Source organism: Luteimonas wenzhouensis (assembly GCF_007859305.1).
Taxonomy (GTDB): domain Bacteria; phylum Pseudomonadota; class Gammaproteobacteria; order Xanthomonadales; family Xanthomonadaceae; genus Luteimonas; species Luteimonas wenzhouensis.
This window is the reverse complement of the sequence record NZ_VOHE01000003.1, coordinates 466,920-491,879: the sequence shown is the minus strand read 5'-3', so window position 1 is coordinate 491,879 and position 24,960 is coordinate 466,920. Positions and strand designations below refer to the sequence as shown.

The 24,960-nt window shown below is 71.2% G+C and carries 19 protein-coding genes; 13 read left to right on the top strand and 6 right to left on the bottom strand.

The window, feature by feature from the left end:
- Positions 1-42 precede the first annotated feature (42 nt).
- From FQY79_RS08595 to FQY79_RS08555, 9 genes are all read left to right on the top strand, one after another.
- Entirely contained in the window at positions 43-936 is an 894-nt protein-coding gene (locus FQY79_RS08595; protein WP_146312478.1) for a MurR/RpiR family transcriptional regulator, read from the top strand.
- Between the two features lie 220 nt (positions 937-1,156).
- Positions 1,157-3,094, top strand: a complete 1,938-nt coding sequence (locus tag FQY79_RS08590; protein WP_146312477.1) for a bifunctional 5-dehydro-2-deoxygluconokinase/5-dehydro-2-deoxyphosphogluconate aldolase — start codon at positions 1,157-1,159, stop codon at positions 3,092-3,094.
- Position 3,095: 1 nt separating this feature from the next.
- Entirely contained in the window at positions 3,096-4,946 is a 1,851-nt protein-coding gene (iolD, locus tag FQY79_RS08585; protein WP_146312476.1) for a 3D-(3,5/4)-trihydroxycyclohexane-1,2-dione acylhydrolase (decyclizing), read from the top strand.
- A complete protein-coding gene (gene iolE / locus FQY79_RS08580) occupies positions 4,943-5,833 on the top strand; it encodes a myo-inosose-2 dehydratase (RefSeq protein WP_146312475.1) in 891 nt (296 codons plus the stop codon). Before iolD ends, iolE begins: the two co-directional genes overlap by 4 nt.
- Positions 5,833-6,651 (top strand): 5-deoxy-glucuronate isomerase, encoded by an 819-nt coding sequence (gene iolB, locus FQY79_RS08575; protein ID WP_146312474.1) that lies wholly within the window; start codon positions 5,833-5,835, stop codon positions 6,649-6,651. The genes iolE and iolB overlap by 1 nt, the downstream gene beginning before the upstream one ends.
- On the top strand, positions 6,648-8,153 hold the full coding sequence (locus FQY79_RS08570) for a CoA-acylating methylmalonate-semialdehyde dehydrogenase (protein WP_425463194.1): 1,506 nt from the start codon (positions 6,648-6,650) through the stop codon (positions 8,151-8,153). Before iolB ends, FQY79_RS08570 begins: the two co-directional genes overlap by 4 nt.
- 86 nt (positions 8,154-8,239) lie before the next feature.
- Entirely contained in the window at positions 8,240-9,586 is a 1,347-nt protein-coding gene (locus FQY79_RS08565) for an MFS transporter (RefSeq protein ID WP_146312473.1), read from the top strand.
- Positions 9,587-9,588: 2 nt separating this feature from the next.
- Complete coding sequence (locus FQY79_RS08560; RefSeq protein WP_222434261.1) at positions 9,589-10,407, top strand: inositol monophosphatase family protein; 819 nt, start codon at positions 9,589-9,591, stop codon at positions 10,405-10,407.
- Entirely contained in the window at positions 10,404-11,864 is a 1,461-nt protein-coding gene (locus FQY79_RS08555; protein WP_146312472.1) for an alkaline phosphatase D family protein, read from the top strand. Before FQY79_RS08560 ends, FQY79_RS08555 begins: the two co-directional genes overlap by 4 nt.
- Here FQY79_RS08555 and FQY79_RS08550 read toward each other — a convergent pair.
- On the bottom strand, positions 11,836-13,890 hold the full coding sequence (locus tag FQY79_RS08550; RefSeq protein ID WP_146312471.1) for a TonB-dependent receptor plug domain-containing protein: 2,055 nt from the start codon (positions 13,888-13,890) through the stop codon (positions 11,836-11,838). The genes FQY79_RS08555 and FQY79_RS08550 overlap by 29 nt on opposite strands.
- A gap of 108 nt (positions 13,891-13,998) precedes the next feature.
- Between FQY79_RS08550 and FQY79_RS08545 the strand changes: the two genes are divergently transcribed.
- The 3 genes from FQY79_RS08545 to FQY79_RS08535 are packed head-to-tail and all read left to right on the top strand — an operon-like array spanning position 13,999 to position 16,342.
- Positions 13,999-14,340 (top strand): PepSY domain-containing protein, encoded by a 342-nt coding sequence (locus tag FQY79_RS08545; RefSeq protein WP_146312470.1) that lies wholly within the window; start codon positions 13,999-14,001, stop codon positions 14,338-14,340.
- On the top strand, positions 14,340-15,002 hold the full coding sequence (locus tag FQY79_RS08540) for a response regulator transcription factor (RefSeq protein WP_146312469.1): 663 nt from the start codon (positions 14,340-14,342) through the stop codon (positions 15,000-15,002). Before FQY79_RS08545 ends, FQY79_RS08540 begins: the two co-directional genes overlap by 1 nt.
- Positions 14,999-16,342: a sensor histidine kinase gene (locus tag FQY79_RS08535; RefSeq protein WP_246123046.1), complete on the top strand. Its 1,344-nt coding sequence runs from the start codon at positions 14,999-15,001 to the stop codon at positions 16,340-16,342. The genes FQY79_RS08540 and FQY79_RS08535 overlap by 4 nt, the downstream gene beginning before the upstream one ends.
- A gap of 46 nt (positions 16,343-16,388) precedes the next feature.
- Here FQY79_RS08535 and FQY79_RS08530 read toward each other — a convergent pair whose 3' ends face one another.
- The 4 genes from FQY79_RS08530 to FQY79_RS08515 all read right to left on the bottom strand — a co-directional run bounded on the left by FQY79_RS08530 (position 16,389) and on the right by FQY79_RS08515 (position 22,205).
- Positions 16,389-17,006 (bottom strand): inorganic diphosphatase, encoded by a 618-nt coding sequence (locus tag FQY79_RS08530; protein ID WP_146312468.1) that lies wholly within the window; start codon positions 17,004-17,006, stop codon positions 16,389-16,391.
- Positions 17,007-17,009: 3 nt separating this feature from the next.
- On the bottom strand, positions 17,010-18,398 hold the full coding sequence (locus tag FQY79_RS08525; protein WP_146312467.1) for a purple acid phosphatase family protein: 1,389 nt from the start codon (positions 18,396-18,398) through the stop codon (positions 17,010-17,012).
- Position 18,399: 1 nt separating this feature from the next.
- Positions 18,400-19,539 carry an NHL repeat-containing protein gene (locus FQY79_RS08520; protein ID WP_146312466.1) on the bottom strand — a complete coding sequence of 380 codons (1,140 nt, stop codon included), beginning with the start codon at positions 19,537-19,539 and terminating at the stop codon, positions 18,400-18,402.
- Positions 19,540-19,646: 107 nt separating this feature from the next.
- Positions 19,647-22,205, bottom strand: coding sequence for a TonB-dependent receptor (locus tag FQY79_RS08515; RefSeq protein WP_146312465.1), 2,559 nt, complete (start codon positions 22,203-22,205; stop codon positions 19,647-19,649).
- 140 nt (positions 22,206-22,345) lie between these two features.
- On the opposite strand from FQY79_RS08515, the gene upp reads away from it, so the two are divergent.
- A complete protein-coding gene (upp, locus tag FQY79_RS08510) occupies positions 22,346-22,978 on the top strand; it encodes a uracil phosphoribosyltransferase (protein ID WP_146312546.1) in 633 nt (210 codons plus the stop codon).
- Between the two features lie 28 nt (positions 22,979-23,006).
- Here upp and FQY79_RS08505 read toward each other — a convergent pair whose 3' ends face one another.
- Positions 23,007-24,758 carry a glycoside hydrolase family 9 protein gene (locus FQY79_RS08505; protein WP_146312464.1) on the bottom strand — a complete coding sequence of 584 codons (1,752 nt, stop codon included), beginning with the start codon at positions 24,756-24,758 and terminating at the stop codon, positions 23,007-23,009.
- Positions 24,759-24,960: the final 202 nt, after the last annotated feature.

Below are 24,960 nucleotides of genomic sequence, written 5' to 3'. Positions count from 1 at the left end.
CACTGCCGCGACCGGCGACGCAACGACCCAGAGGCAGCGACGATGTCCGAACCGACCCCCCCGCCGGCCAGCGCCGAGGAACTGCGCGAGGCGATCCTGGCCCGCTACGACGGCCTGAGCAAGCGGCTCAAGCAGATCGCGCGCTACGTGCTGGACGAGCCCAACACGGTGGCGCTGGAGACCCTGTCGGTACTGTCGGGGCGCTGCGAGGTACAACCCTCGGCGATCGTGCGCTTCGCCAAGTCGTTCGGTTTCGACGGCGCCACCCAGATGCAGCGGGTGCTGCGCGACGGCCTGCTCTCGGCCAACGCCTCGCTCGGCTACGGCGAGCGCATCCGCGAGTTCAGCAAGGCCGTCGACGGCAAGGGCGTGGGCGACCCGGCCCAGGTGCTGTCGGAGTTCGTCGAGGGCAACGTGCTGGCGCTCAAGCACCTGGGCGACGCGATCGACAGGAAGCAGCTGACCGAGGCGGTGAAGCTGATCGCCCAGGCCAACACCGTGTTCGTCGCCGGCTTCCGGCGCTCCTTCCCGGTGGCGGCCTACCTGGCCTACTCGCTGCACCAGGTGGACAAGAAGACCGTGTTCATCGACAGCGTCGGCGGCATGACCCGGCAGCAGATCCACGGCATCACCCGCGACGACCTGCTGCTGGTGGTCAGCTACCAGCCCTACGCCGAGGAGGCGGTGCACCTGATCGATGCCGCGGTGGACAACCACTGCAAGGTGCTGTCGATCAGCGACAGCCCGGTCAGCCCGGTGGCCAAGCCGGCGACCCTGGTGCTGCAGGTCAGGGAGGCGGAGATCCGCAAGTTCCGCTCGCTGTCGGCCTCCATGTGTCTGGCGCAGGCGCTGGTGATCTCCTACGCCTTCTCCACCGCCACCGCCACCCGCAACGCCTCGGCGCTGGGGACGAAGCGGCGGCCGGGCAGGAAGTAAGGGCCCGCCGTTTAGACGGCAGGGGCCGGTTCCGGGCCGGAATGGGCGCGGGCCGGGAGGGCTGCGGCATTCGAACGGATCGATCCATGCTTGGACGACGCCGCAGCCGGCAGGCGCCTTCCCCGGTAGAAAGAGAATGAAACAGATCTTGCTCATTCAATAAAAATAGAATAGATTTTACAAAACCGGGGCGTACCACCCGGCCAGAGGAGCGTCGGTGATGGCGAAGGCGGAGAGGCTGGATCTGATCGCGATCGGGCGGTCCTGCGTGGACCTGTATGGCGAGCAGACCGGCGGCCGGCTGGAGGACATGCTGTCGTTCGCCAAGTACATCGGCGGCAGCCCCACCAATACCGCGGTCGGCGCCTCGCGCCTGGGCCTGCGCACGGGCCTGCTGACCCGCGTCGGCGAGGACCATTTCGGCCGCTTCATTCGCGAGCAGCTGGTCCGCGAGGGCGTGGACACCCGCGGCGTGGTCCCGGACCCGGAGCGGCTGACCGCGCTGGCCTTCCTCGGCATCCGCGACCCGGACACCTTCCCGCTGTTGTTCTACCGCGAGAACTGCGCCGACATGGCGCTGGTCGCCGACGACGTCGACCCGGCCCTGGTCGCCTCCGCGCGCGCGGTGCTGATCAACGGCACCCACCTGTCGCAGCCGGGCGTGTTCGCCGCCTCGCTCAGGGCCTGCGAGCTGGCGCGCGCGGCCGGCGGCAAGGTGGTGTTCGACATCGACTACCGCCCGGTGCTGTGGGGCCTGACCGGGAAGGACGCGGGCGAGAACCGCTTCGTGGCCGACGCCGGCGTCACCGCCCGCCTGCAGCAGGTGCTGCCGCTGTGCGACCTGATCGTCGGCACCGAAGAGGAGGTACACATCCTCGGCGGCAGCACCGACACCATCGCCGCGCTGCGCGCGATCCGCGAGCGCAGCCCCGCCCTGCTCGTGTGCAAGCGCGGCGCGCAGGGTTGTTCGGCGTTCCCCGGCGAGATTCCCGACAGCCTCGACGAGGGCGTGGTCGGCCGCGGCTTCGCGGTGGAAGTGTTCAACGTGCTCGGCGCGGGCGATGCGTTCATGGCCGGCTTCCTGCGCGGCTGGCTGCGCGAGGCGCCGCTGGCGCAGTGCTGCGAGTGGGCCAACGCCTGTGGCGCCATCGTGGTCTCGCGCCACGGCTGCTCGCCGGCGATGCCCACCTGGGAAGAGCTGCAGGCGTTCCTGCACGGCGGCGAGCGGCCGTACCGGCTGCGCGAGGACCGGGCGCTCGAGCACCTGCACTGGGCCAGCACCCGGGTCGGTGCATACCCGTCCCTGACCGTCCTGGCGATGGACCACCGCAGCCAGTTCGAGGCGCTGTGCGAACGCACCGGCGCGGCGCCCGAGCGGATCGCCGCGTTCAAGTCGCTGGCGGTGCGCGCGGTGGACCGCGTGGCCGGCGGCGACCCCGGCTTCGGGGTCCTGCTCGACGGCCGCTTCGGGATGCGCGCACTGGAGACCGCGGCCGCGTATCCGTACTGGATCGGGCGCCCAATCGAGCTGCCGGGCTCGCGCCCGCTCGAATTCGAGTCCTCGCCGGACGTGGCGACCGAACTGCTCACCTGGCCGGCCAGCCACGTGGTCAAGTGCCTGGCGCTCTACCATCCCGACGACCCGCCGGAGCTGCGCGAGCGCCAGGAGCGCCAGCTGCTGCGCCTGCAGGACGCCGCGCGCAAGACCCGGCACGAGCTGCTGGTCGAGATCATCGCCTCGCGCGGCGGCGCCGTGGACGAGGACACCGCGGCGCGCGCGATCCGGCGCCTGTACCAGCTCGGCATGCGCCCGGACTGGTGGAAGCTCGAGCCCGACGGCCGCGCCGCCACCTGGCGCAACATCGAGGCCGCCATCCTCGAACACGACCCGCACTGCCGCGGCGTGGTGCTGCTTGGCATGTCGGCGCCGCCGGACGAGCTGGTGGCCTCGTTCGCCGCCGCCGCGCAGTCGCCGATCGTCAAGGGCTTCGCGGTGGGCCGCACCATCTTCGCCGATACCGCCGAGCAGTGGCTGCGCGGCGCGATCGACGACGATGCGGCGATCGACGACCTCGCGCGGCGCTTCTCGGTCCTGGTCGAGGCCTGGCGCGATGCGAAGCGGCGGGCGCAAACGCAGGCGATCCGCGAGACTGCCTGACATGGACACGAACCCCGGCCGCACCGTCCGACTCACCGCCGCCCAGGCCACCGTGCGCTGGCTGGCGGCCCAGCACGTGGTCATCCACAGCGAGCAGGTGCCCTACTTCGCCGGCGCCTGGGCGATCTTCGGGCACGGCAACGTCGCCGCGCTCGGCGAGGCGCTGCACGCGGCCGGCGACGCGCTGCCGACCTTCCGCGCGCACAACGAGCAGGGCATGGCCCATGCCGCCGTCGCCTACGCCAAGCAGATGCGGCGCAGGCGGGCAATGGTGTGCACCACGTCCATCGGCCCCGGCGCGACCAACATGGTCACCGCCGCGGCGCTCGCCCACGTCAACCGCCTGCCGTTGCTGCTGCTCCCTGGCGACGTCTACGCCAGCCGCCGGCCGGACCCGGTGCTGCAGCAGGTCGAGGACTTCGCCGACGCCACGGTCTCGGCCAACGACTGCTTCCGCCCCGTCTCGCGCTGGTTCGACCGCATCGTGCGTCCCGAGCAGCTGCTGGACTCGCTGCCCAGGGCGCTGGCGACGATGCTCGACCCGGCCACCTGCGGGCCGGTCACCCTGGCGTTCTGCCAGGACGTGCAGGCCGAGGCCTTCGACTGGCCGGCGGACTTCTTCTCGCGCCGCGTCTGGCATCCGCGCCGGCAGCCCGCGGATCCGCGCGAGCTCGCCGCGCTCGCCGAGGCGCTGCGCGGCGCGAAGCGTCCGCTGCTGGTCGCCGGCGGCGGCGTGCTGTACAGCGGCGCCGAAACCGCGCTCGCGGCGTTCGCGCAGCGCACCGGCCTGCCGGTGGCGGAGACCCAGGCCGGCAAGGGCGCCCTGCCCTGGAACCATGCGAACGCGCTCGGCGCCATCGGCGTGACCGGCTCCTCCGCCGCCAACGCGGCCGCCAGCGCCGCCGACCTGGTGATCGGCATCGGCACCCGCCTGCAGGACTTCACCACCGGCTCGCGCAGCCTGTTCCCGCAGGCGCGGCTGTTCCAGGTCAACGTGCAGGCCTTCGACGCGCACAAGCACGGCGCCGCGCCCGTGGTTGGCGATGCGCGCTCGGTGATCGAGGCCCTCGACGGCGCGCTCGCCGGCTGGCGCTGCGCGCAGGGCGTGGATCACGAGGCGGTGGCGCAGTGGAACGCCGCGGTCGCGGACGCCACCGCCGGCGACGACGACACCGTCCTGCCCAGCGACGCCCAGGTGATCGGCGCGGTCCAGTCCTCGTTCGACGACGACGCGATCGTGGTCTGCGCCGCCGGCGGCCTGCCGGGCGAACTGCACAAGCTGTGGCGCACCACGCGCAGCGACGGCTACCACCTCGAGTACGGCTACTCGTGCATGGGCTACGAGATCGCCGGCGGCCTGGGCGTGAAGCTGGCTGCGCCGGAGCGCGAGGTGGTGGTGATGGTCGGCGACGGCAGCTACCTGATGATGAACTCCGAGCTCGCCACCTCGGTGATGCTCGGCCTGAAACTGGTCGTGGTGCTGCTCGACAACCGCGGCTTCGGCTGCATCAACCGCCTGCAGCAGGCCACCGGCAGCCCCGGCTTCAACAACCTGCTGGCCGACGCGCGCCACGAGATCCTGCCCGAGATCGACTTCGTCGCGCACGCGCGCAGCCTCGGCGCGCTGGCCGAGAAGGCGTCCACGCTGGGCGAGCTGCGCGCCGCGCTGGCGCGCGCCCGCGCCGCCGACCGCAGCAGCGTGGTGGTGATCGACACCGATCCGCTGAAGACCACCGAGGCCGGCGGCTGGTGGTGGGACGTGGCGGTGCCCGAGGTGTCCGAACGCCCGCAGGTTGCCGCCGCGCGACGCGACTACGAACGACGCATCCGCATGAAGAGGGACCTGTCATGAGCATCCGCTTCGGCGTCAGCCCCATCGCCTGGGCCAACGACGACATGCCCGAGCTCGGCGGCGACACGCCGCTGGAGAGCATCCTGGCCGACATTCGCGACGTCGGCTTCGAAGGCGTCGAACTCGGCGGCAGGTTCCCGCGCGACGCCGCGGTGCTCAAGCCGCTGCTCGACGGCTATGGCCTCGGCCTGATCGGCGGCTGGTACAGCGGCTCGCTGCTGGTGCAGGATGCCGAGGCCGAGATCGCCGCGTTGCAGCCGCACCTGCAGCTGCTCAAGGCGATGGGCAGCGCGGTGTTCGTGTTCGCCGAGACCAGCAACGCCGTGCACGGCGACCGCAGCGTCCCGCTCACTGCCGCACCGCGGCTGGCCGACGGCGACTGGCCGCGCTTCGGCGAACGCATGACCGCCGTCGCCGACTACGTCGCCGGCCAGGGCCTGAAGTTCGCCTACCACCACCACCTGGGCACCGTGGTCGAGCGCGCCGACGACGTGGACGCCTTCATCCGCCACACCGGCGCCTCGGTCGGCTTCACCCTCGACACCGGCCACGCCGCGCTCGGCGGCGTCGACTATCTCGGCGTGATCCGCCAACACCCGGCGCGCATCGCCCACGTGCACTGCAAGGATTTCCGCGCCGACACCTTCGTCCGGCTGCGCGACGGCGGCGCCAGCTTCCTCGACGGCGTGCTCGGCGGCATGTTCACCGTGCCCGGCGACGGCGGCATCGACTACGGCGAGGTGATGCGCGCGCTGGTCGACATCGGCTATTCGGGCTGGATCGTGATCGAGGCCGAGCAGGACCCGGCCATCGCCGCACCGAAACCCTACGCCGAACTCGGACTGCGCACGCTGAAGGCCGAGGCGGCAAAGGCGGGGCTGGTCTGATGTCCCGGCTGCGCATCCGCCCGCAGGACCCGGCCGCCGACGGCACCTGCATCGACATCACTCCGGACAGCGCCGGCTGGTCGCACGTCGGGTTCAGGCTGGTGCGGCTCGCCGACGGACAGCGCTACGAAGGCGGCGAGGACGGGCGCGAAGCCTGCCTGGTGCTGGTCAGCGGCAGCGCCGACGTGACCGCCGGCGAGCATCGCTACGACGCCATCGGCGGGCGCGCTTCGCCGTTCGAGGATCGCGCGCCCGGCGCGGTCTACGTGCCCGCCGGGATGCGCTACGGCGTGACCGCGCGCGGCGAGGTCGAGCTCGCGGTCTGCACCGCGCCCGGCACCGGCGCCGGCACGCCGCGCCTGATCGACGAGACGCGGATGTCGCACGAGACCCGCGGCAGCGGCACCAACACCCGCCACGTGCGCAACATCCTGCCCGAGACCGAGCCGGCGGAAGGCCTGCTGGTGGTCGAGGTGATCACGCCGGCCGGGCACTGGTCGAGCTACCCGCCGCACAAGCACGACACCGCCGTGCCCGGCGAGGAAACCGTGCTCGAGGAAACCTACTACCACCGCATCGACCCGCCGCAGGGCTTCGCCTTCCAGCGCGTCTACAGCGACGACCGCTCGCTCGACGAGAGCTTCAGCGTCGGCGACGGCGACGTGGTGCTGGTGCCGCGCGGCTACCACCCGGTCGGCGCCGCGCACGGCTACGACCTCTACTACCTCAACGTGATGGCCGGCCCCGAACGTCGCTGGCTGTTCCGCAACGATCCCGACCACGCCTGGATCGTCGCCCCGCCCCCACCGGAAGCATGAGCATGCGCAGCATCGAACATTTCATCGACGGACAGGTCGTCGCCGGCGCCTCCGGCCGCCACGGCGACGTCTTCGATCCCAACACCGGCCGGGTCCAGGCCAGGGTGTCGCTCGCCAGCGCCGGCGAGCTGGAGCGCGCCGTGGCCAGCGCCGCTGCCGCGCAGCCGGCGTGGGCGAAGGTCAACCCGCAGCGGCGGGCACGGGTGATGTTCGAGTTCAAGCGCCTGCTGGAGGCGCATATGGATGAGCTGGCCCGGCTGCTCGCCTCCGAGCACGGCAAGGTGATCTCAGACGCGCGCGGCGACCTCCAGCGCGGGCTGGAGGTGATCGAGTTCGCCTGCGGCATCCCGCACCTGCTCAAGGGGGAGTACACCGAGGGCGCGGGCCCCGGCATCGACGTGTACTCGCTGCGGCAGCCGCTGGGCGTGGTCGCCGGGATCACCCCGTTCAACTTCCCGGCGATGATCCCGATGTGGATGTTCGGCCCGGCCATCGCCAGCGGCAACGCCTTCATCCTCAAGCCCTCCGAGCGCGATCCCTCGGTGCCGCTGCGGCTGGCCGAGCTGATGATCGAGGCCGGCCTGCCGCCGGGCGTGCTCAACGTCGTGCAGGGCGACAGGGAGATCGTCGAGGCGATCGTGCGCCACCCGGAGATCAAGGCGGTCAGCTTCGTCGGCTCCTCCGACATCGCGCAGACGGTGTACGCGCTCGGCGCGCAGCACGGCAAGCGCGTGCAGTGCATGGGCGGCGCCAAGAACCACGGCATCGTGCTGCCCGACGCCGACCTCGACCAGGCCGTGGCCGACATCATCGGCGCCGCCTACGGTTCGGCCGGCGAGCGCTGCATGGCGCTGCCGGTGGTGGTGCCGGTCGGCGAAGCCACGGCCGATGCGCTGCGCGAGAAGCTGGTTACGGCGATCGGCGACCTGCGCGTGGGCGTGTCCACCGATCCCGACGCGCACTACGGCCCGGTCGTCACCGCCGCGCACAAGGCCAGGATCGAACAGTGGATCCGGACCGGCGTCGACGAAGGCGCGGAGCTGGTCGTCGACGGCCGCGGCCTCTCGCTGCCGGGGCACGAGGACGGCTTCTTCCTCGGCCCAACCCTGTTCGACCGCGTGACCAGCGACATGTCGGCCTGGCGCGAGGAGATCTTCGGCCCGGTGCTGCAGATCGTGCGCGCGGACAGCTTCGAGCAGGCGCTGGCGCTGCCGAGTGCGCACCAGTACGGCAACGGTGTCGCGATCTTCACCCGCAGCGGCGAAGCCGCGCGCGAATTCGCGCAGCGGGTCGAGGTGGGCATGGTCGGGATCAACGTGCCGATCCCGGTACCGGTGGCCTACCACAGCTTCGGCGGCTGGAAGCGCTCGGGCTTCGCCGACCTCAACCAGTACGGCATGGACGGCGTGCGCTTCTACACGCGCACCAAGGTCGTCACCCAGCGCTGGCCGAAGGGCGGCGCGTCCGCCGGCAGCGCGTTCGTGATCCCGACCATGCAGTAACCATCCGGCGCCGCGACGCCGGCGCCGGCCGACAACGAGGCCCGCCCCACGAGGCGGGCCGGGACGCCCTGGGGAGGGAACGTTTCATGGCCTCACGCCTGCTCAAGTTCTTCGCGACCGGCGAGGACAAGCCCCGGATCGAAGACCCGGCGACCATCGACGCGCTGTTCCGCCGCCACCGCTTCCGGGTGATGACCGCGATCACCCTGGGCTACGGCCTGATCTACACCTGCCGCCTCGCCCTGGGCGTGGTCAAGAAGCCGCTGATCGACCAGGGCGTGTTCACCCCGGTCGAGCTGGGCATGATCGGTTCGGCGCTGTTCTACACCTACGCGCTCGGCAAGCTGACCAACGGCTTCCTCGCCGACCACGCCAACGTGAAGCGCTTCCTCGCCTTCGCCTTCCTGGCCACGGCGCTGTGCAACCTGGCGATGGGCTTCACCACGGCGCTGTGGGGCGCGGTGCTGCTGTGGGGACTCAACGGCTGGGTGCAGAGCTTCGGCGCGCCGGGCGGCGTGGTGGCGATGACCGCCTGGTTCTCCAACCGCGAGCGCGGCCGCGTCTACGGCGTATGGAGCACCGCGCACTCGATCGGCGAAGGCCTGACCTTCCTCGTGGTCGGCAGCGCGGTGGCGTGGCTGGGCTGGCGCTGGGGCTACTGGGGCCCGGGATTGATCGGCATCGCCACCGCGATCGGCTGCTACCTGTGGCTGCAGGACCGCCCGCGCACGCTCGGCCTGCCCACGGTCGCCGACTGGAAGAACGACCACTACGACGAGAAGCCGAAACCGGGCATCAAGTCGGTGCTGGGGCTGCAGCTGTCGATCCTGAAGATCCCCGCGATCTGGGTGCTGTGCCTGTCGGCGGCGGCGATCTACGTGACCCGCTACGCGATCAATTCCTGGGGCATCCTGTACCTGCAGCAGGAGCGCGGGCTGTCGCTGCCGATGGCCGGGACCGTGCTGATGATCAGCACGCTGGCCGGGATCGCCGGCGCGGTCGCGTTCGGCTTCGTCTCGGACCTGGTGTTCAAGGCCCGGCGCCCGCCGGCCAACCTGCTGTTCGCGATCCTCGAGATCGGCGGCCTGCTGCTGTTCTTCTACGGGCCGAACACGATGCCGGTGCTGATCGCCGGAATGCTGCTGTTCGGCCTCGGACTCACCGGCCTGGTCACCTCGCTCGGCGGCCTGTTCGCGGTCGACATCGCGCCCAAGCGCGTGGCCGGCGCCGCGATGGGCGTGATCGGGATCTTCAGCTACATCGGCGCCGGCATCCAGGAATACGTCTCGGGCAGACTGATCCAGCAGGGCATGACCGTCGTCGACGGCGTGCGCAGCTACGACTTCGGCCCGGTCATCACCTTCTGGATCGGCGCGTCGGTGCTGTCGATGCTGCTCGCCGCCAGCCTGTGGCGCACCAGACTGAGGGACTGAACGTGATCGATGCATCCGGCGAACTGAAGGCGATGATCGAGGCCGCGCAGGCGGCGGGAAGCGGACTGCTGCGGCGCCACGCGCAGCTCTCCGAGCTCATGGTGCAGACCAAGTCGGGTCCCGCCGACCTGGTCTCGATCGCGGACCGCGAGGCCGAGGACACCGTGCGCGGGCTGCTGGCGAAGGCACGGCCGTCCTACGCCTTCCTCGGCGAGGAAGGCGGCGTCGCCGGCGGCAGTGACCAGGCGCAGCGCTGGATCGTCGACCCGCTCGACGGCACCACCAATTTCCTGTTCGGCTGCCCGCTGTGGGGCGTCAACGTCGCGCTGGAGCGCGAGGGCGAGGTGGTCGCCGGCGTGACCTATCTTCCTGTGCTCGACGAACTGTTCGTCGCCGAGCGCGGCAAGGGCGCCTGGCTCAACGGCCGCCGGATCCGCGTCTCCGCGCGCGGCGAACTGATCGCCAGCGTGCTCGCCTGCGGCATCCCCTTCGCCGGCAAGCCCGACCATCCCGTGTTCGCGCGGGAGATGGCGCTGCTCAGCGCCGGCACGGCCGGCATCCGCCGGACCGGCGCCTGCGCGGTGGACATGGCCTGGGTCGCCGCGGGCCGCTGGGACGCCTACTGGGAGCGCGCGCTCAGCGCCTGGGACATGGCGCCCGGCGTGATCCTGGTGCGCGAGGCCGGCGGCGTCGCCACCTCCGTCGCCGGCGATGCGCTGGACATCGGCGGCGGCAACGTCTGCGTCAGCAACGGCGCGATCCACGCCGCGCTGGTCGCGACGCTCGATCAGGCCCTACGCGAGGAGGCATCCATCGCATGACGACACTGCACCGACGCGGCTTCCTCGCCGCCACCGGCCTGGTCGGCCTGTTCGCGGCGCTGCCCAGGGCGATCGCCGGCGCGCTCGGCTACCCGCGCGCGCTGCAGGGCCCGATGCTCGGCGCGCCCGGGCCGCGGCAGCTGTCGGTCTGGGTGCGCGCCAGCGGCGCCTTCGGCGTCGAACTCGAAGTCGCCACCGACCGCGAGTTCCGGCACGTGGTGCAGACCGCGACGGCCGTCGCCTCGGCCGAGGACGACTGCTGCCTGGTGCTGCGCGCCGAGGGCCTGCAGCCGGACACCGAATACTGGTACCGCCTCAGGTACGACGGCGTCGAGGACCGCTTCCAGTTCCTGCCGTACCGGGCGCGCACCGCGCCGGCGGGCAGGGCCGCGTTCCGGGTCGCCTTCGGCTCCTGCTGCCGCATCCAGTACGACCCGCACCAGCGGATCTGGAACACCGTGCGCGCGCTGGAACCGGACCTGTTCTTCTGGCTCGGCGACAACATCTACGCCGACAGCGACCAGCCCGCCGCGATCACCGACCTCTACGGCCGCGGCCGGGTGGTGCCGAGCCTGGAGCCGCTGCTGCGCTCGGTGCCGCACCTGGCCACCTGGGACGACCACGACTTCGGCTACAACGACTCTGACGGCCGCAGCCCGTTCAAGCGCGAATCGCTGCGCATCTTCAAGCGCTTCTGGGCGAACCCATCCTACGGCGAGCGGGACAACCCCGGCGTCTATTTCAAGCAGCACTACGGCGGCGTCGACTTCTTCGTGCTCGACGGCCGCTACCACCGCGATCCGACCGACAAGCCCGACACTGCCGCCAAGACCATGCTCGGCGCGAAGCAGAAGGCTTGGCTCAAGCGCGAGCTCAAGCGCAGCGCCGCTCCGTTCAAGGTGCTGGCGATCGGCGGTGGCTGGTCGTCGGCCGAGAACGAGGCGGGCGGCGACTCCTGGGCGGTCTACATGACCGAGCGCAACGAGATCTTCGACTTCATCCGCGACGAGGGCATCGGCGGCGTGGTCTGCATCTCGGGCGATTCGCACATGGGCGAGCTGAACTGCATCCCCTGGTCCGAGCGCGGCGGCTACGACATCTACGACTTCTGCTCGTCGCCGCTGGCGCAGGTGCCGGCGGCCAAGCACACCCGCCAGGTGCCCGAGGTGCGCGTGCGCGACGTGTGGACGCGCACCGTCAACGTCGGCCTGCTCCGCTTCGACCTGACCGGCGACACGCCGACGCTGACCTATACCCTGCACGACGACATGGGCGAGGCGGTCTGGGAGCCCCTCGTGCTGACCCCTGACGACCTGAGGAACGGCGTGCGCACCTGGGACCGCAAGTCCGATCCGGTGGAGCTTGAACGGCTCGAGCGGTTCAGGAAAGGCCGCGGCTATTACGGCTTCGACCCTCCGGAAGGCTGGCCTAATCGCCCGTATTACGGCGAACGGTGACCAGTAGCTGGCCCGGCGTGCGGTGCATCCGGTACTTGCGCTCGTCCAGCGGCACCTGAGACCGGGGTCCATCGTACTTGCTCCGGCTCTCCGAGAAACGGCGTCCGAACAGATCCATCGCCTCGGCGCGCAGACGCCAGCCAGCGCCGATGCGCCTTTCGGCGAACAGGTTCCACGACAGCGCTTCGCGTTCGATCTTGACCTCGTCGTAGCGGTACTTGGTCTCACGTTCCGCAAGGTCGACGCCGAGGCCCCAGGCGATGCGGTATGCGGGAACCGTCTGCATCAGCCTGATCCGGCCCTCCACGGGCGGCTCCCCCGAGATCCCGCGCCTGTCGCCGGTGGCCGGGTCCGTCACCGAGCTCGATCGCCACAGCACCACGGACGAGAACCGGAAGCCGGCCATGCCGATTCCGTCCAGCGAGGCCGAGAACTCGATCTCGAACGTATCGCGCCTGCCTTCACCGATGTTGCCCGGCGCATCGAACACGTCGTCCCCGGACGCCACCAGCACGCGGTCGACGACGTCGGCGATACGCTCGTGCGTCCAGGTCATGCCCAGGGCGCCGTCGTCCCGGAAGCGCCGCTCCCACCCCGCGACGAGACGCCAGGTCTTGTCCGGCTCCAGCTCCGCGTTGCCGGCGCTGACCGCGCCCGTGTCGAGCGCGGCCGAGGCGACGAAATCCTCGAAATCCAGCTGCCCCACCTCACGCGACAGACCCAAGTGGAAACTATCCCTGTCGTCGCGTTCCCAGTAGGCCGCCAGGCGCGGCTTGAGATAGACGAAATCCCGCTCCATCGGCGTATCGCCGCTCTGCCGCAGCGCCGAGGTCTCCACCCGCATGCCGCCCTCGATGGACCAGTCCGCATGCGGCCGCCAGACCGCCGCGGATGCCGCTTCCATGCGTCGCTCCTCGATGCGCACGTCGGAGCCGGGCAGTTCGATCCGCTCACCGTTCTCGCTCAGGCGCGCCTGGCTTTCGAGGAAGTTGAACGCTCCCTCCAGCGCCACGGAGAGACGCAGCTGGTCCGAATGCGCGCGACCGACGTCCACGCGCAGCAGGGTTTCTCCGGTTTCGGTCTTTTCCTCGAAACGCTCCTCCTCGTCCTCTTCACGGGACAGCGACAGGGCGTCCAGCCTGTCCAGCCGCTGGCTGGCCATCAATTCAAGCGTCGAGCGGTCGCCAAGCGGACGCACGAAGCGCCCGCCGACCTCCAGTTCCTTCATGTCCTCGGTGTCGTATGCGGTCTCGACCGGTGTGCCAGCGCCTTGCGTCAGCCGCTCCATCGCTTCGTCGACACTTTCGCCGCGCAGCGCGGCATTCAGGCTGAAGCTGCCGCCGGACAATGTCCGCCTCCAGCTGACATTCGAGGTGAATTCCCTGTCGACCCTGCGGGTGTCGGTATCCAGCGCCTCGACCAGGGCGCCATCGGGCGCGAAGGCGAGGATGCGGCCGCGGCCGGTGTCCTCGTCCAGCTCCGGTTCCACCGACACGGCGAACTCCAGCGCCTCGTCGCCGCGGCGGCGACCGTATTCGAACTGTCCCAGCGATCCGGACCAGCCGTCCGCGGCGACCGCGACGCCGGCCTGCAGCGCCATCTCGGCCGCGGCTTCGCGCCGGCGGACCACGTTCGCGATCACCGCGTACCCACCCATGTCGATGCCCCGCGCGCCGCCGCGGACCAGTTCGATACGCTCGACTGCCGCGGCCGGAATCCGCCTAAGCAGCCCGTCGACGCTCTCCCGCTTGCTGGCCGGTTGGGCGCCGTCGATCAGCACGTTGCCGCGCGCCCCCGCATAGCCGCGCACGTCCGCATCGGCATCGACGATGGTGAAGCCGGGCAGGCGCGTCACCATGTCGTAGGCGTTGGCGGGCGCCGCCGCCGAAAAGTCCGAAGCCTCGAACACGGCGACGCCCCGCGCTTCGGCCGCCGGCTCGCGCTCCTGCGCCGCCCCGGGCACCGGCCGCATGGACAGCGGTAGCGCCAGGAAGAGCGCGGCGCACGCAGAAATGGGGATTCGCATGGTGGTATACAGGAGCCGAGGCCGCGCCAGTCTGGACGGCCGCCGCTGACAGCCGGATCATTCCGGCCGTCAGCCGGGTGTCAGACCCGTCTCATCATCATCGCCACCATGAATACCAGTCCCTCCCCCAGCAGCTCCCTCCTCCCGCTCGCGCTGGGCATCGCGCTTTCGGCCCTGTTCGTCGCTCCGTCGGCCCTGGCCGGCAAGAGCGACGGGAACGATCATATCGAGGCGCGCAGGCTGCTGCAGCGCGGTGAAATCCTGCCCCTCAACCACATCCTGCAGATCGTGCAGCGGCGCGTCCCCGGCGACGTCATCGAAGTGGAGCTCGACCACAGCAAGAAACACGGCTGGGAATACGAGGTCAAGGTGTTGACCCCGACCGGCCGCGTGCTCGAGATCGACCTCAACGCCCGGACCGGCGATATCCGCAAGATCGAGGACGACTGATGCGCTGCCTCGTCGTCGAGGACGATTCCGACATCCAGGCCGACCTGCGGCGTGCCCTGGGAGCCTCCGGTTTTGCCGTCGACGTCGCCGGCGACGGCGAAACCGCCTGGTTCCTGGGCGACACGGAGGATTACGACGCCGCCGTCCTCGATCTCGGCCTGCCCCGGCTTGACGGGCTGTCGGTCTTGCGCCGCTGGCGTTCGGCCGGACGCGCCTTTCCGGTCATCGTGCTGTCCGCGCGCGGCGACTGGACCGAGAAGGTCGAAGGCATCGAGGCGGGCGCCGACGACTACATGGGAAAGCCCTTCCAGATGGGCGAGCTGGTCGCCCGCGTGCGCGGGCTGGTGCGCCGCGGCGCGGGACACACGAACAGCATCGTCGCGCTGGGCAGGCTGCGGCTCGACACCGCACGCATGAGCGCGACCTTCGACGGCGCGCCGGCCCGGCTGTCGCCGCTCGAATACCGGCTGCTCGACCACCTCGCGCATGCGTCGGGCCGTGCCGTCTCCGCCGGCGAGCTGGCCGAGCACCTGTACGGCGTCGCCGACTCGGGGGACACCAACGCCATCGAGGCGATCATCGCCAGGCTGCGGCGCAAGTACGGCGCCGACGTCATCCTGACCCGGCGCGGCTTCGGCTACCTGCCGGGCGAACCCGCGTGATCGCGCGCTCGCTGCACTGGCGCCTCCTGGCCGGCGCGGCGACGGCGATCCTGCTGGCGCTGGGCGTGGCCTGGCTGTTCATGACCCTGCTGTTCGAACGCCATCTCGAGCGCAGGCTCGAAGCCGAACTGACCCGCGACGGCCTGCGCCTGGTCGCGGCGCTGTCGCTGGCCCCCGACGGTGCGCCGGTGATCGACCCGACGCCCATGGATCCCCGGCTGCAGACGCCCGCCGGCGGCTACTACTGGCAGGTGTCCGGACCGGCCGGCGCGGTGCGCTCGCGCTCGCTGTGGGACGCCGACCTCGCCGCGCCGCGTGCGGCGCCGACCCGCGACTGGGTGCTGCGCCACGCCGACGGCCCCTACGGCGGACGGGTTTCCATCCTCGAACGCGCGGTCGTCCCGGATGCGGGCGGGCCGAGGGTGCTGGTGCAGCTGGCGCAGGACCGCGCGCCGCTGACCGACGCGCGCACGGAGTTCGGGCGCGAACTGGCGCTGTTCCTGCTCGCGCTGTGGCTGGTGCTCTCGGCGGCGGCGTGGCTGCAGGTCAGGCTCGGGCTGCATCCGCTGCGCCGCATCCGCGGCGACCTGAATACCCTGCGCGAGAGCGCGCGGGCGCGCCTGCCGGACGCCTCGCTGCGCGAGGTACAGCCGCTGACCGACGCGATCAACGCGCTTGCCGACGCACGCGAGCGCGACCTGGCGCTCGCGCGACGGCGCGCCGCGAACCTCGCCCACGGGCTGAAAACGCCGCTGTCGGCAATCGCCGCGCAGAGTCGCCACGCCCGGGAGCTCGGCGCCGAACAGGCGGCGGAAGGGCTCGATCGCGCGATCGCCGCGATCCGTCGCACCATCGACGCCGAGCTCGCGCACGCGCGCGCCGCGACCATACGCAGCGCGCGCGGCGGCAATGCGGACGTACGCACGGTGGTCGAACGGCTGGTCAACGTGATCGAACATACCGACAAGGGCGGGCAGCTTGCGTTCACCGTGGACGTTCCCGCCGGCCTGCGTCTGGCGCTGCAGCCAGAAGACCTGTCCGAGATCCTCGGCGCAGTGCTGGAAAACGCCGCCCGGCACGCGCGCCGGCAGGTGCGCGTTTCCGGCGCGGCCGGACCGCAGTGGACGGTGCTCGGCGTGGAAGACGACGGCCCCGGCTTCGCCGCTGAGAGGAGCGGCGACATCGCGGAGAGCGAAAGGCGCCTCGACGAATCCGGTCCGCGAACGGGCCTGGGCCTGTCGATCGCTCGCGAGCTTGCCGAGGCCACCGGCGGCCGGATGACGCTGGGCACGTCCGCCCTCGGCGGCGCGCTGGTGCGCTTCGAGTGGGAGCCGGGCTGACCCCGTCCCGCTGCCGGTCCGCCCACTCGACGCTCGAAGGACGGCCTCAGCGCTCCCGCGCCTCGTAGCGTCGCAGCGCCTCGCGGATCACCGTCTTCGCCTCCGCGGCGTCGCCGAAACCATCCAGCGCCACCGGGTTGCGTCCCGCCGGCAGGTCCTTGTAGACGCGGAAGAAGGCCTCGATGCGCTGCCGCTCGATCTCCGGCAGGTCGCCGATGTCGCGGATGCCGGCGTAGGCCGGATCCACCTTGTCGGTGGGCACGCCGATGATCTTCTCGTCGGCCTCGCCGTCGTCGGTCATGCGCAGCACGCCGATCGGGCGGAAGCGGACCAGCACGCCCGGATGCAGCGGCGCGCGCGTGAGCACCAGCGCGTCCAGCGGATCGTTGTCGCCGGCCAGGGTGCGCGGCATCGAACCGTAGTTGGCCGGATACGCCACCGGCATCGACTGGAAGCGATCGACGTAGACCAGTCCGTCCTGCTCGTCGATCTCGTACTTGGTGAAGCTGCCGGCGGGGATCTCTACCGCCAGCAGCACCTCGTCCGGCGCGGCCGGCGGCTGGCTCGCGCGGAAGGGATGCCGGATGGATTCGGCGGCGACGGCGGCCTGCGCGAAGCAGGCCAACAGCAGCAACAGCGCAGAATGTCCGGCAATCCTCTTCATTCCTCACTCCCAGCAGCGATCGGCACGCCCGCCCGGTGCGTGCGGACGGCTGCACATGCGCTCCCCGATGCGGTCTTGATCCCGCTCCTCCAGGCGCTTGCCGCCATCGCCCCCGTCGATCAGCGCGAAGGCATCGTACAGCCTGCCGGTCGCCGTGCGCGCCTCGTAGCTCAGGCGGTCGCCGTCCAGCCGCAGCACCTGGAACAGCTGCGTATCCTCTCCCACGGGCGACATGGTGTGGCGGGCGTCGTCGGACAGGCGGTATTGCTTGGGTCCGGCCACGGACACGGTGTAGACCGGTGGCGCGCCCCGTTCCCCGCCGCGGCGGCCGTAGACGTGGTCGTGGCCTTGCAGCACCAGATCGACCCTGTGTCGCTCGATCACCGGCAGCAGGGTCTCGCGCAGTTCCCGGTTCTCGCGATTGGCGCGCGGCGAGTAGAACGGCTGATGGATCAGCACGATGCTCCAGCGGTGCGGGTTGCCCGACAGCACTTCGTCCAGCCAGCGCGTCTGCGCCGGCCCGGCGTCGAGATCGAGCGCGGACGTGCCGTCGATCACCGCGAAGCGGATGCCCTGGTAGTCGAACCAGTAGGTCGTGTCCTTCACGCCAGTCGCACCGTTGCCGGGAAACGCGAAGTGATGCTTCCACTGCTCGCCGAGCACGCGCCGCTCCTGCGGGGTGTCCTCGAATTCCTCGAAGAACTCATGGTTGCCCGGCGCGGGCGCGAACGCCATCGTCGCCAGCGGGCCGGTGGCGTCGAACCACTCGCCCCACTCGTCGTCGTCCACCGCCTCGCTGACCAGATCGCCGGCGAACAGCGCCAGGTTCGCCCGCGGCGCATGGCGCACGGCCTCGTGCATCACCCGCGTCACCAGGCTGGCGTTCTTGTTCTGGGTGTCGCCGATGTAGAGGAACTCCAGCGGCGTCCCGGCCGGCGCGGCGGTGCGCAGCTGCCGCCACGGGCTCCAGGTGCGATCGCCCTGCACCCGCCACGCGTACAGCGTGCCCGGCTGCAGGCCGTCGACCACAGCGCGGTGGTGGTGCGCGCTGCCGTTGCCCGCGGCAAGCGCGCGCGTCGCGGCGACCACCCGCCGCGGCGGCACGTCGCCGTCCCACTGGTCGGGCGACTCCTTCGCCACCGCGATCTCCAGCACCGGCGACTCGACCGCCACGCCGGTGCGCCAGCTGACCGAGAACCCGGTCGCCGCATCCTGCAGCGGCGTGGCGACGATGCGGTCGGGAAAACCCGTCGGCGCGTAGCGCACCACGCCCTCGGGGACCAGGGTGTTGGGCTCGACCTGGCGCGCCGCCTGCGGCGCCTCGGCCAGCGCCGCAGGCCACGGCGAGAGCAGCAGCGCGGCAGCGAGAACCAGCGGAATCCGGCTCGCCATCTCAGTCCACCGCGCAGGCGGGCAGAGACAGCGCACCGGCAATGTCGCGCCAGTCGAACGCGACCAGGCCCTGGTCGTCGTGCACCGCGTACAGCGCGCCCTGCGGGAACTTCGAAGTCGCCGCCTGGTGCAGCCAGATGCCGTCGGTATTGGCCACCATCTGTCCGGTCACCGCGCCGGCATGGTCGAGCGTGGCGCGGTCGAACAGGTGGAACACGGTGCGGCCCTTGCCCTGCTCGGTGGTGATCCACCAGCCCGCGCCGTCGCCGCACTCCTTGAGCATGATGCCCTCCGACTGCGCATGGAACACGTCGCCGCCGATGGTGCGCCCGGCGAAGCGGCCGTCCAGGTCGTAGACCTTGAGCTCGTTGGCATAGGTCTCGTCCTCCTCGGCGATCAGCAGCCGGCCGTGCGCCGGATCGCCCCAGATCGACTCGACCACGCGCAGCGCGCCGAGCTCGCTCGTGTCGCCGAAGCTCGACACCAGCTGCGCCCGGTAGCCCGCGCCGTCGGGCGTGAGCGAATAGCGCTTCACGCGCCGGTCGAGCTCGGCCAGCGGCGGCAGGATGTCCTCGCCGTCGGCGTCCTCGCCGGCCATGTAGGCGTCGGTCACGTAGAGCTCGTAGCCCTCGCCGACCGGGGTCACCCACAGGCCGTAGGGCTTGACCAGGTCGTCGGCGGCGAAGCTCGCCACGTGCTCGAACTCCGGCAGCCGCAGCACCTGCACGCGGTGGTTGTCGCGCTCGACCACGAACGCCAGGTCGTCGGCGACCGCCACGCCGTTGGGCCGGTCGAACTCGCCCTCGCCCGTGCCGAGGCTGCCGACGGTGCGCAGCGTCTGCCCGGTGTGTCCGTCGTACACCACCAGTCGGTCGGTCGACTTGGCCGTGGCGATCACCCAGACCGCGCCGTCGGGCGCGGTCCACGAGGCGACTGAATCGATGTTGTCGTCCGGCGTCATCGCGCTCTGGAACGCTTCGGCGATGACCGGGACGTCGCGCGCCTGCGCGGTCGGCGCGGCGTCCGCCTGCGCGTCCGGCGAAGCCGCGCCGGCCGTGTCCTGCGCCCCCGTGCAGGCGGCCAGCGCAAGCGCAAGCAGCGACAGCGGACACGCGAACGAACCTGCGAATCTGGAACCCATGATGTTTCTCCCGTGGATGCGTCCGGCATGGCGCCGGCATGGACGGGACCTTAGCCAAACCGCTCTGACAGCCCGCTGACAGCGTCAGCGGGCGTGCGCGGCGCGGGTCAGAAACGCAGCTTCAGGCCGACCGCGTAGCTGCGGCCGTACAGTTCGTTCTGCAGCGTGGTGGCCGGCGAACCCTGGTAGAGCTCCAGCGGTTCGTCGAGCAGGTTGGAGGCCTCGAAGTACAGGCTCCAGCGCTCGCCCATGCTGTAGTCCAAGCTGAAATCGAGCTGGGTGTTGGGCGCGACCCAGAGGTCGTAGCGGCTGTCGTCGCCGATCTCGTCCAGGTATTCGCTGCGGTAGACGGCGGCCAGACGCGCGCTGAGGCGGTCGTTCTCCCATCCCAGGTGCGCACTGTACAGGCGCTCGGACGAGAGCGGCAGCACGAAGGTCTCACCGGCGCGGTCCTCGGTTCCGGCGACGAACTCGGTATCGAGCCAGGTGCCGCTCAGGCTGACCAGCAGGCCGCCCCAGAACCCCGGAAGGAAGTCGAGCTTCTGCTGCCAGTTCAGCTCGACGCCGAACACCTTCGCGTCCTCGCCGTTGATGGGGCGGGTGACTTCGTAACCAGGGAACTGGGCGTCGCTGTCAGTCCAGGTCTCGACGATGTAGCCGTCGATCGACTTGTGGAAGACGCCGGCGGAGAAGATGCCCGACTCGCCGATGTAGCGCTCGAACGAGAGGTCGACGTTGATCGACTCGTAGGGATCGAGCTGCGGATTGCCCAGCTCCACTTCCTCGTCGTCGCGGTTGATGCTCACCCGCGGCGAGATGTCGCCGAAGCTGGGACGCGCGATGGTCTTGGTGACCGCGCCGCGCAGCACCCAGTCGCCGTCGGTGTCGTAGCGCAGGTGCAGGCCCGGCAGGACGCTGGTGTAGGAACTCGAGGCCGACGACCGGGTCGTGGCGAGCACGCCGTCCTCGTCCAGGTCCACGCGCCAGCCGTTGGCCTCGAACTGCGTCCGCTCCACCCGCGCACCTGCGATCACGCGCAGCTGGCCCACGTCCACCGTTGCCATCAGGTAGCTGGCGAGCACGTCCTCGGCCGCGGTGTAGTCCTCGACCAGGGAGATCATGGTGTTTTCGGCCACGTCCTGGGGGCGCGCGCTGAAGGCGTCGCGGTTGCCGCGCAGCCAGTCGCGCATGGCGGACGAGGACAGGCCCTCACCGAAGAGGCCGTGACGGAACGACGGCGCCGCCGCGGTCCAGTCGGACGGGTCGATCTCCGGCCCGCGGCGGAACTCGGCCTCGTCCACGTTCACATCGCGGTCGCGCCAGCGCCCGAGCAGGCCGGCCTTCCAGGTCGCCGCCTCGCCGGTCCAGGTGAAGTCGAACTTCGCGCTCAGCGCCTCGTCGTCCACCTGCTTGGGCGCCACGACCAGGCGGTCGAGGCCATAACCGGCGTTGCGCAGCCAGCCGTCGTCGCCGGCGGGGTCGATCACGTCGAAGGACGGGATCGCGCCCGGGCCGAGGCGGATCGCCATGTCCTCCCCGCCCAGGTACTCGAAGCGCATCTCGACTTCGTCGTCCACGCGCTCGCGCACCCTGGTGTAGCCCAGCTGGTAGTCGAACCGCGCGCGGCCGACGCGGTTCATGCCGCCGGCGCTGGCGGTGAAGGTGTGCTCTTCCTTGGTGCGGTAGCGCAGGCGGCGGCTGAAGTCGTCGGCCGCGATGTTCTCCACCTGCCAGCTGTGGCCGTCGTAGCCGGCGATGTCGCCCTCGCCCAGCGGGATGATGTTGCGCTGGCGGGTCTCGGCGTCGGTGAAGTCCGTGAACAGCGTGCGCAGGTAGTACTGGCTGTCGCTGTCCGGGCGCCAGTCCAGGTTGAGGTTCAGCCCGGTGCGCTCGCGGTTGATGGTGTACTTGCGCTGCTGCATCTCCAGCGGCAGCAGGCGGCCGCCGGCGACGTCCTCGAACTGATCGTCGTATTCGATCTCGACGTTGTCCGATTCGTAGTCGCGGTCCTGCCAGCTGACGCCGAAGACGACGCCGACGGTCCCGCCATAGACGTCGCTGAAGTTGAACGCCGCCTTGGGGCTGGTCTCCCCGCTGAGGTTCTGGTGGCTGGCCTCGGCCTTGAGCCGCATGCTGCGGCCGTCGCGGTCGAAGGCCGATGCCGACTCGACCATGATCGTTCCGCCCAGCGAATCCCCCGGCATGTCCGGGGTGGCTGCCTTGACCACGGTGAGGCGCTCGGTGGATTCGGAGGGGATCACGTCCAGCGGCGCGGCCCGGCTGCCGTCCTCCGGCGTGCCCATGCCGATGCCGTCGACGGTGACCGAATTCAGGGCCGCGTCCAGGCCGCGGATGACGACGTAGCGGCCCTCGCCCTGGTCGCGGGTGACGCTGATGCCCGGCAGGCGCGAGAGGGATTCGCCGACGTTCTGGTCCGGGTACTGGCCCATCGAGTCGGCCGACACGCCGTCCTGGATCGCGTCGCTCGAACGCTTGGCATCCACCGCCCGGAGCTGGGACTCGTACTGCGCGCGCACCACCATCGTGTCGAGGTCGACGGGGGACGGGCCGGGCATCGGGGGAGCCGCGTCCCGGGCGAAGCCGGCGGAGGCGCAGGATGCCAGCACGAGGGCGATGGCGAGGTGGAGCGGGTGGCGGCGCGACATGGCGGCGGGACCGGGGAAGCGGGAAACGATGCGCACGCTATGTCCGCCCGGTTTCAGCTGCGTGACAGCGCGCCCGCCGCCGCCTTCCCGGGCCATCATGGATCGGTCACACTTCGAGCGCCCACGTGCGTGCCACCGACATGACCGCGATCGAAGTCCGCCATCCCCTCGTCCAGCACAAGCTCGGCCTGCTGCGCGATGCCTCGCTGAGCACCAAGTCGTTCCGCGAACTGGTGACCGAGCTGGGCACCCTGCTCGCCTACGAGGCCACCGCCGACCTCGAGACCGAAACCGCCACCACCACCGGCTGGGCCGGCCCGGTGCAGGTGCGCCGCATCGCCGGCGCCAAGATCACCCTGGTGCCCATCCTGCGCGCGGGCCTGGGCATGCTGCCCGGCGTGCTGGCGCTGATCCCGGCGGCGAAGGTCAGCGTGGTCGGCCTGCAGCGCGACGAACAGACGCTGCAGCCGGTGCCCTACTTCGAACGCCTGACCGGACGGCTGGACGAACGCGACGCGCTGATCCTCGACCCGATGCTCGCCACCGCCGGCACCCTGGTCGCGACCATCGACATGCTCAAGCGCGCCGGCGCGCGGCGGATCAAGGGCATCTTCCTGGTCGCCGCGCCCGAGGGCCTGCGCCGGCTGGAGGCCGCGCACCCGGACGTCGAGGTCTACACCGCCGCGATCGACGAGTGCCTGGACGCACACGGATACATCCTGCCCGGCTTGGGCGATGCCGGCGACCGGATCTTCGGGACCCGGATCGGCTGACCCGCGGGCCGCGCGCCCGACCGCGCCGCTAGCGCGCGGTCAACGCCGGGATCGCCGCGGCCATGTACACCAGCGGCGCGTTCCAGTTGATCGCGACCTCGTTGCTGGCGTAGCTGCATTCGTGGTCGATCCACGACAGCGCCGGCAGCGACGAGGGATACGCCACGCCCTCGCAGTCGCGCAGGTCCTGCTGGCGCGGGTTGGGCCCGCCCGACAGCAGTCCCGGCACCGGGTCGTCGATCCCGTCGGCCTGCGACGGCCGGTGGTGGATGTTGCGCGGGGTGCGCAGGCCGTGGCCGGTGACGAACGACACGCCCAGCGGGTTGCGCCCGAGCACGTAGTCCAGCTGCGACTGGGCGGCGTCGAGCAGCGCGCGGTCGCCGGTGAGACGGTAGCCCTGGACCATCACGAATCCCTGGTTGAGCGCCTGCGCGCTGCTGCCCCAGACGAAATCCTCGGACTGCATCGCCAGGCGCCAGGGCGACGCCTGGGCGCGCGCGACCAGCGCCCCTGCCAGCCCGGTCACCGCTTCGACCACGCGCGTGCGCCAGGCATCGTCGGGCAGGCGCGCGCGATGACGCGCCAGCGTGGTCCAGGCCAGCGCGCCCACGTCCGCCCACGACGGCACGCCAGGCGGCGCGGCATGGCGCTCGAAGGCCTGCAGGTAGCGCGCCTCGCCGGTCAGCACGAACAGCTCGGCCGCGGCCCAGGCGAACTCGTCGTCGAGCTTCGCATCGCCGTAGGCGCCGGTGAAGACGTCGGCCGGCTGGCGATAGAGGACATCCGGATGCGCCTGCGCCCATTCCCACGCCCGTTCCGCCGCCGCGCGCATGCGCGCCGCGAGCCCCGGGAACTGCGCGTCGAACGGCCCGTACACGCGCGCGGCCTGCGCCATCACCGCGGCGAGGTCGAGCGCCGCCGCCGTACTCTTCTGCACCACGTAGCGGCGCTCGTGCGCCTGGTCCGGCATCACGATCGGGTCGAAGCGCAGGTTGGTGAGCTTGTGGTAGACCCCGCCGTCGTGCGGATCCTGCATCGCCAGCATCCAGCGCAGGTTCCACCACGCCTCGTCGAGCAGGTCCGGGACCCCGTTTCCGCTCTCGGGGATGCCGAGTTCGCGGTCGCGGAACCATTCCGGGAAATCCTCCCAGGCGGCCAGCAGCGTGTGCGTGGTGATCCCCGAGTTCACCACGTACTTGTTGTAGTCGCCGGCGTCGTACCAGCCGCCCGGGGCCGAGATCACGCTTCCGGCCGGGCGGGTGGCGGACGCCGCGGAGGGATGGACCTCGACCTCGGTGTCCGGATGCCCCGCGGCCCGGGCATGGCGGCCCGCGTGCGCGGGGGCCAGCGCGGTCCCCGAGCGGCTGAAGTAGTAGCCCTTGAGCGCGGCATCGGCGAGCGCGTCGTACACCCCGGCGGCGACCGGGAACGGATCCGATTCGCGGCCCTGCACCCGCAGCCGGTAGCGGCCCGGCGCGCGCAGCGCGCCCAGGTCCACGGCCGCGGCTGGACGCCCGGACGCGGGCCAGGTCGCCGGCGCCGGCAGCTCCCCCTCCAGTACCACGCTCCCGTCGGTCTCGCGCACCACCTCGAAGCGCGTGCCCGCGGCGGCACCCTCGACCACCGCGGCCTTGGTCGCTTCGGGCAGGAAGCCGAGCTGGTTGACGAAGATGGCCGGGGCGTCGGTCGACGGCGCGCCTCCGTGGCCGGACGCGGCCAGGGCAGGCAGCGCCGCGGACAGGACGACGCCGGGGAGGATTCCTCGGAGGATTCGGAACACGGAGCGGGCCTCGCTGCGGAACAGCCCCGGATGCTGGCCGCATCCTGCGCCGCCTGCAAGGCGGTGCCGGACCGGGCGGGGAAGTGACGAGGGCCCTGAGCGGGAAGTGGGCGGGAAGTGGGCGGGAAGTGTGCGGGAAGCGGGCGGGGCGAACGGGGAAGGGACCGGTCCGGTTGGGTCGACGGCAAGCCGCCGACCCAAC

What these genes read in the sequence shown, in the direction of transcription:
- FQY79_RS08545 (WP_146312470.1), top strand. Translation starts at nt 13,999, where the DNA reads ATGAATACCAGTCCCTCCCCCAGCAGCTCCCTCCTCCCGCTCGCGCTG.
- FQY79_RS08520 (WP_146312466.1), bottom strand. Translation starts at nt 19,539, where the DNA reads ATGGGTTCCAGATTCGCAGGTTCGTTCGCGTGTCCGCTGTCGCTGCTT.
- iolB (WP_146312474.1), top strand. Translation starts at nt 5,833, where the DNA reads ATGTCCCGGCTGCGCATCCGCCCGCAGGACCCGGCCGCCGACGGCACC.
- FQY79_RS08525 (WP_146312467.1), bottom strand. Translation starts at nt 18,398, where the DNA reads ATGGCGAGCCGGATTCCGCTGGTTCTCGCTGCCGCGCTGCTGCTCTCG.
- FQY79_RS08515 (WP_146312465.1), bottom strand. Translation starts at nt 22,205, where the DNA reads ATGTCGCGCCGCCACCCGCTCCACCTCGCCATCGCCCTCGTGCTGGCA.
- FQY79_RS08570 (WP_425463194.1), top strand. Translation starts at nt 6,648, where the DNA reads ATGAGCATGCGCAGCATCGAACATTTCATCGACGGACAGGTCGTCGCC.
- iolE (WP_146312475.1), top strand. Translation starts at nt 4,943, where the DNA reads ATGAGCATCCGCTTCGGCGTCAGCCCCATCGCCTGGGCCAACGACGAC.
- FQY79_RS08590 (WP_146312477.1), top strand. Translation starts at nt 1,157, where the DNA reads ATGGCGAAGGCGGAGAGGCTGGATCTGATCGCGATCGGGCGGTCCTGC.
- FQY79_RS08540 (WP_146312469.1), top strand. Translation starts at nt 14,340, where the DNA reads ATGCGCTGCCTCGTCGTCGAGGACGATTCCGACATCCAGGCCGACCTG.
- FQY79_RS08595 (WP_146312478.1), top strand. Translation starts at nt 43, where the DNA reads ATGTCCGAACCGACCCCCCCGCCGGCCAGCGCCGAGGAACTGCGCGAG.
- FQY79_RS08565 (WP_146312473.1), top strand. Translation starts at nt 8,240, where the DNA reads ATGGCCTCACGCCTGCTCAAGTTCTTCGCGACCGGCGAGGACAAGCCC.
- FQY79_RS08530 (WP_146312468.1), bottom strand. Translation starts at nt 17,006, where the DNA reads ATGAAGAGGATTGCCGGACATTCTGCGCTGTTGCTGCTGTTGGCCTGC.
- FQY79_RS08550 (WP_146312471.1), bottom strand. Translation starts at nt 13,890, where the DNA reads ATGCGAATCCCCATTTCTGCGTGCGCCGCGCTCTTCCTGGCGCTACCG.
- upp (WP_146312546.1), top strand. Translation starts at nt 22,346, where the DNA reads ATGACCGCGATCGAAGTCCGCCATCCCCTCGTCCAGCACAAGCTCGGC.
- iolD (WP_146312476.1), top strand. Translation starts at nt 3,096, where the DNA reads ATGGACACGAACCCCGGCCGCACCGTCCGACTCACCGCCGCCCAGGCC.
- FQY79_RS08555 (WP_146312472.1), top strand. Translation starts at nt 10,404, where the DNA reads ATGACGACACTGCACCGACGCGGCTTCCTCGCCGCCACCGGCCTGGTC.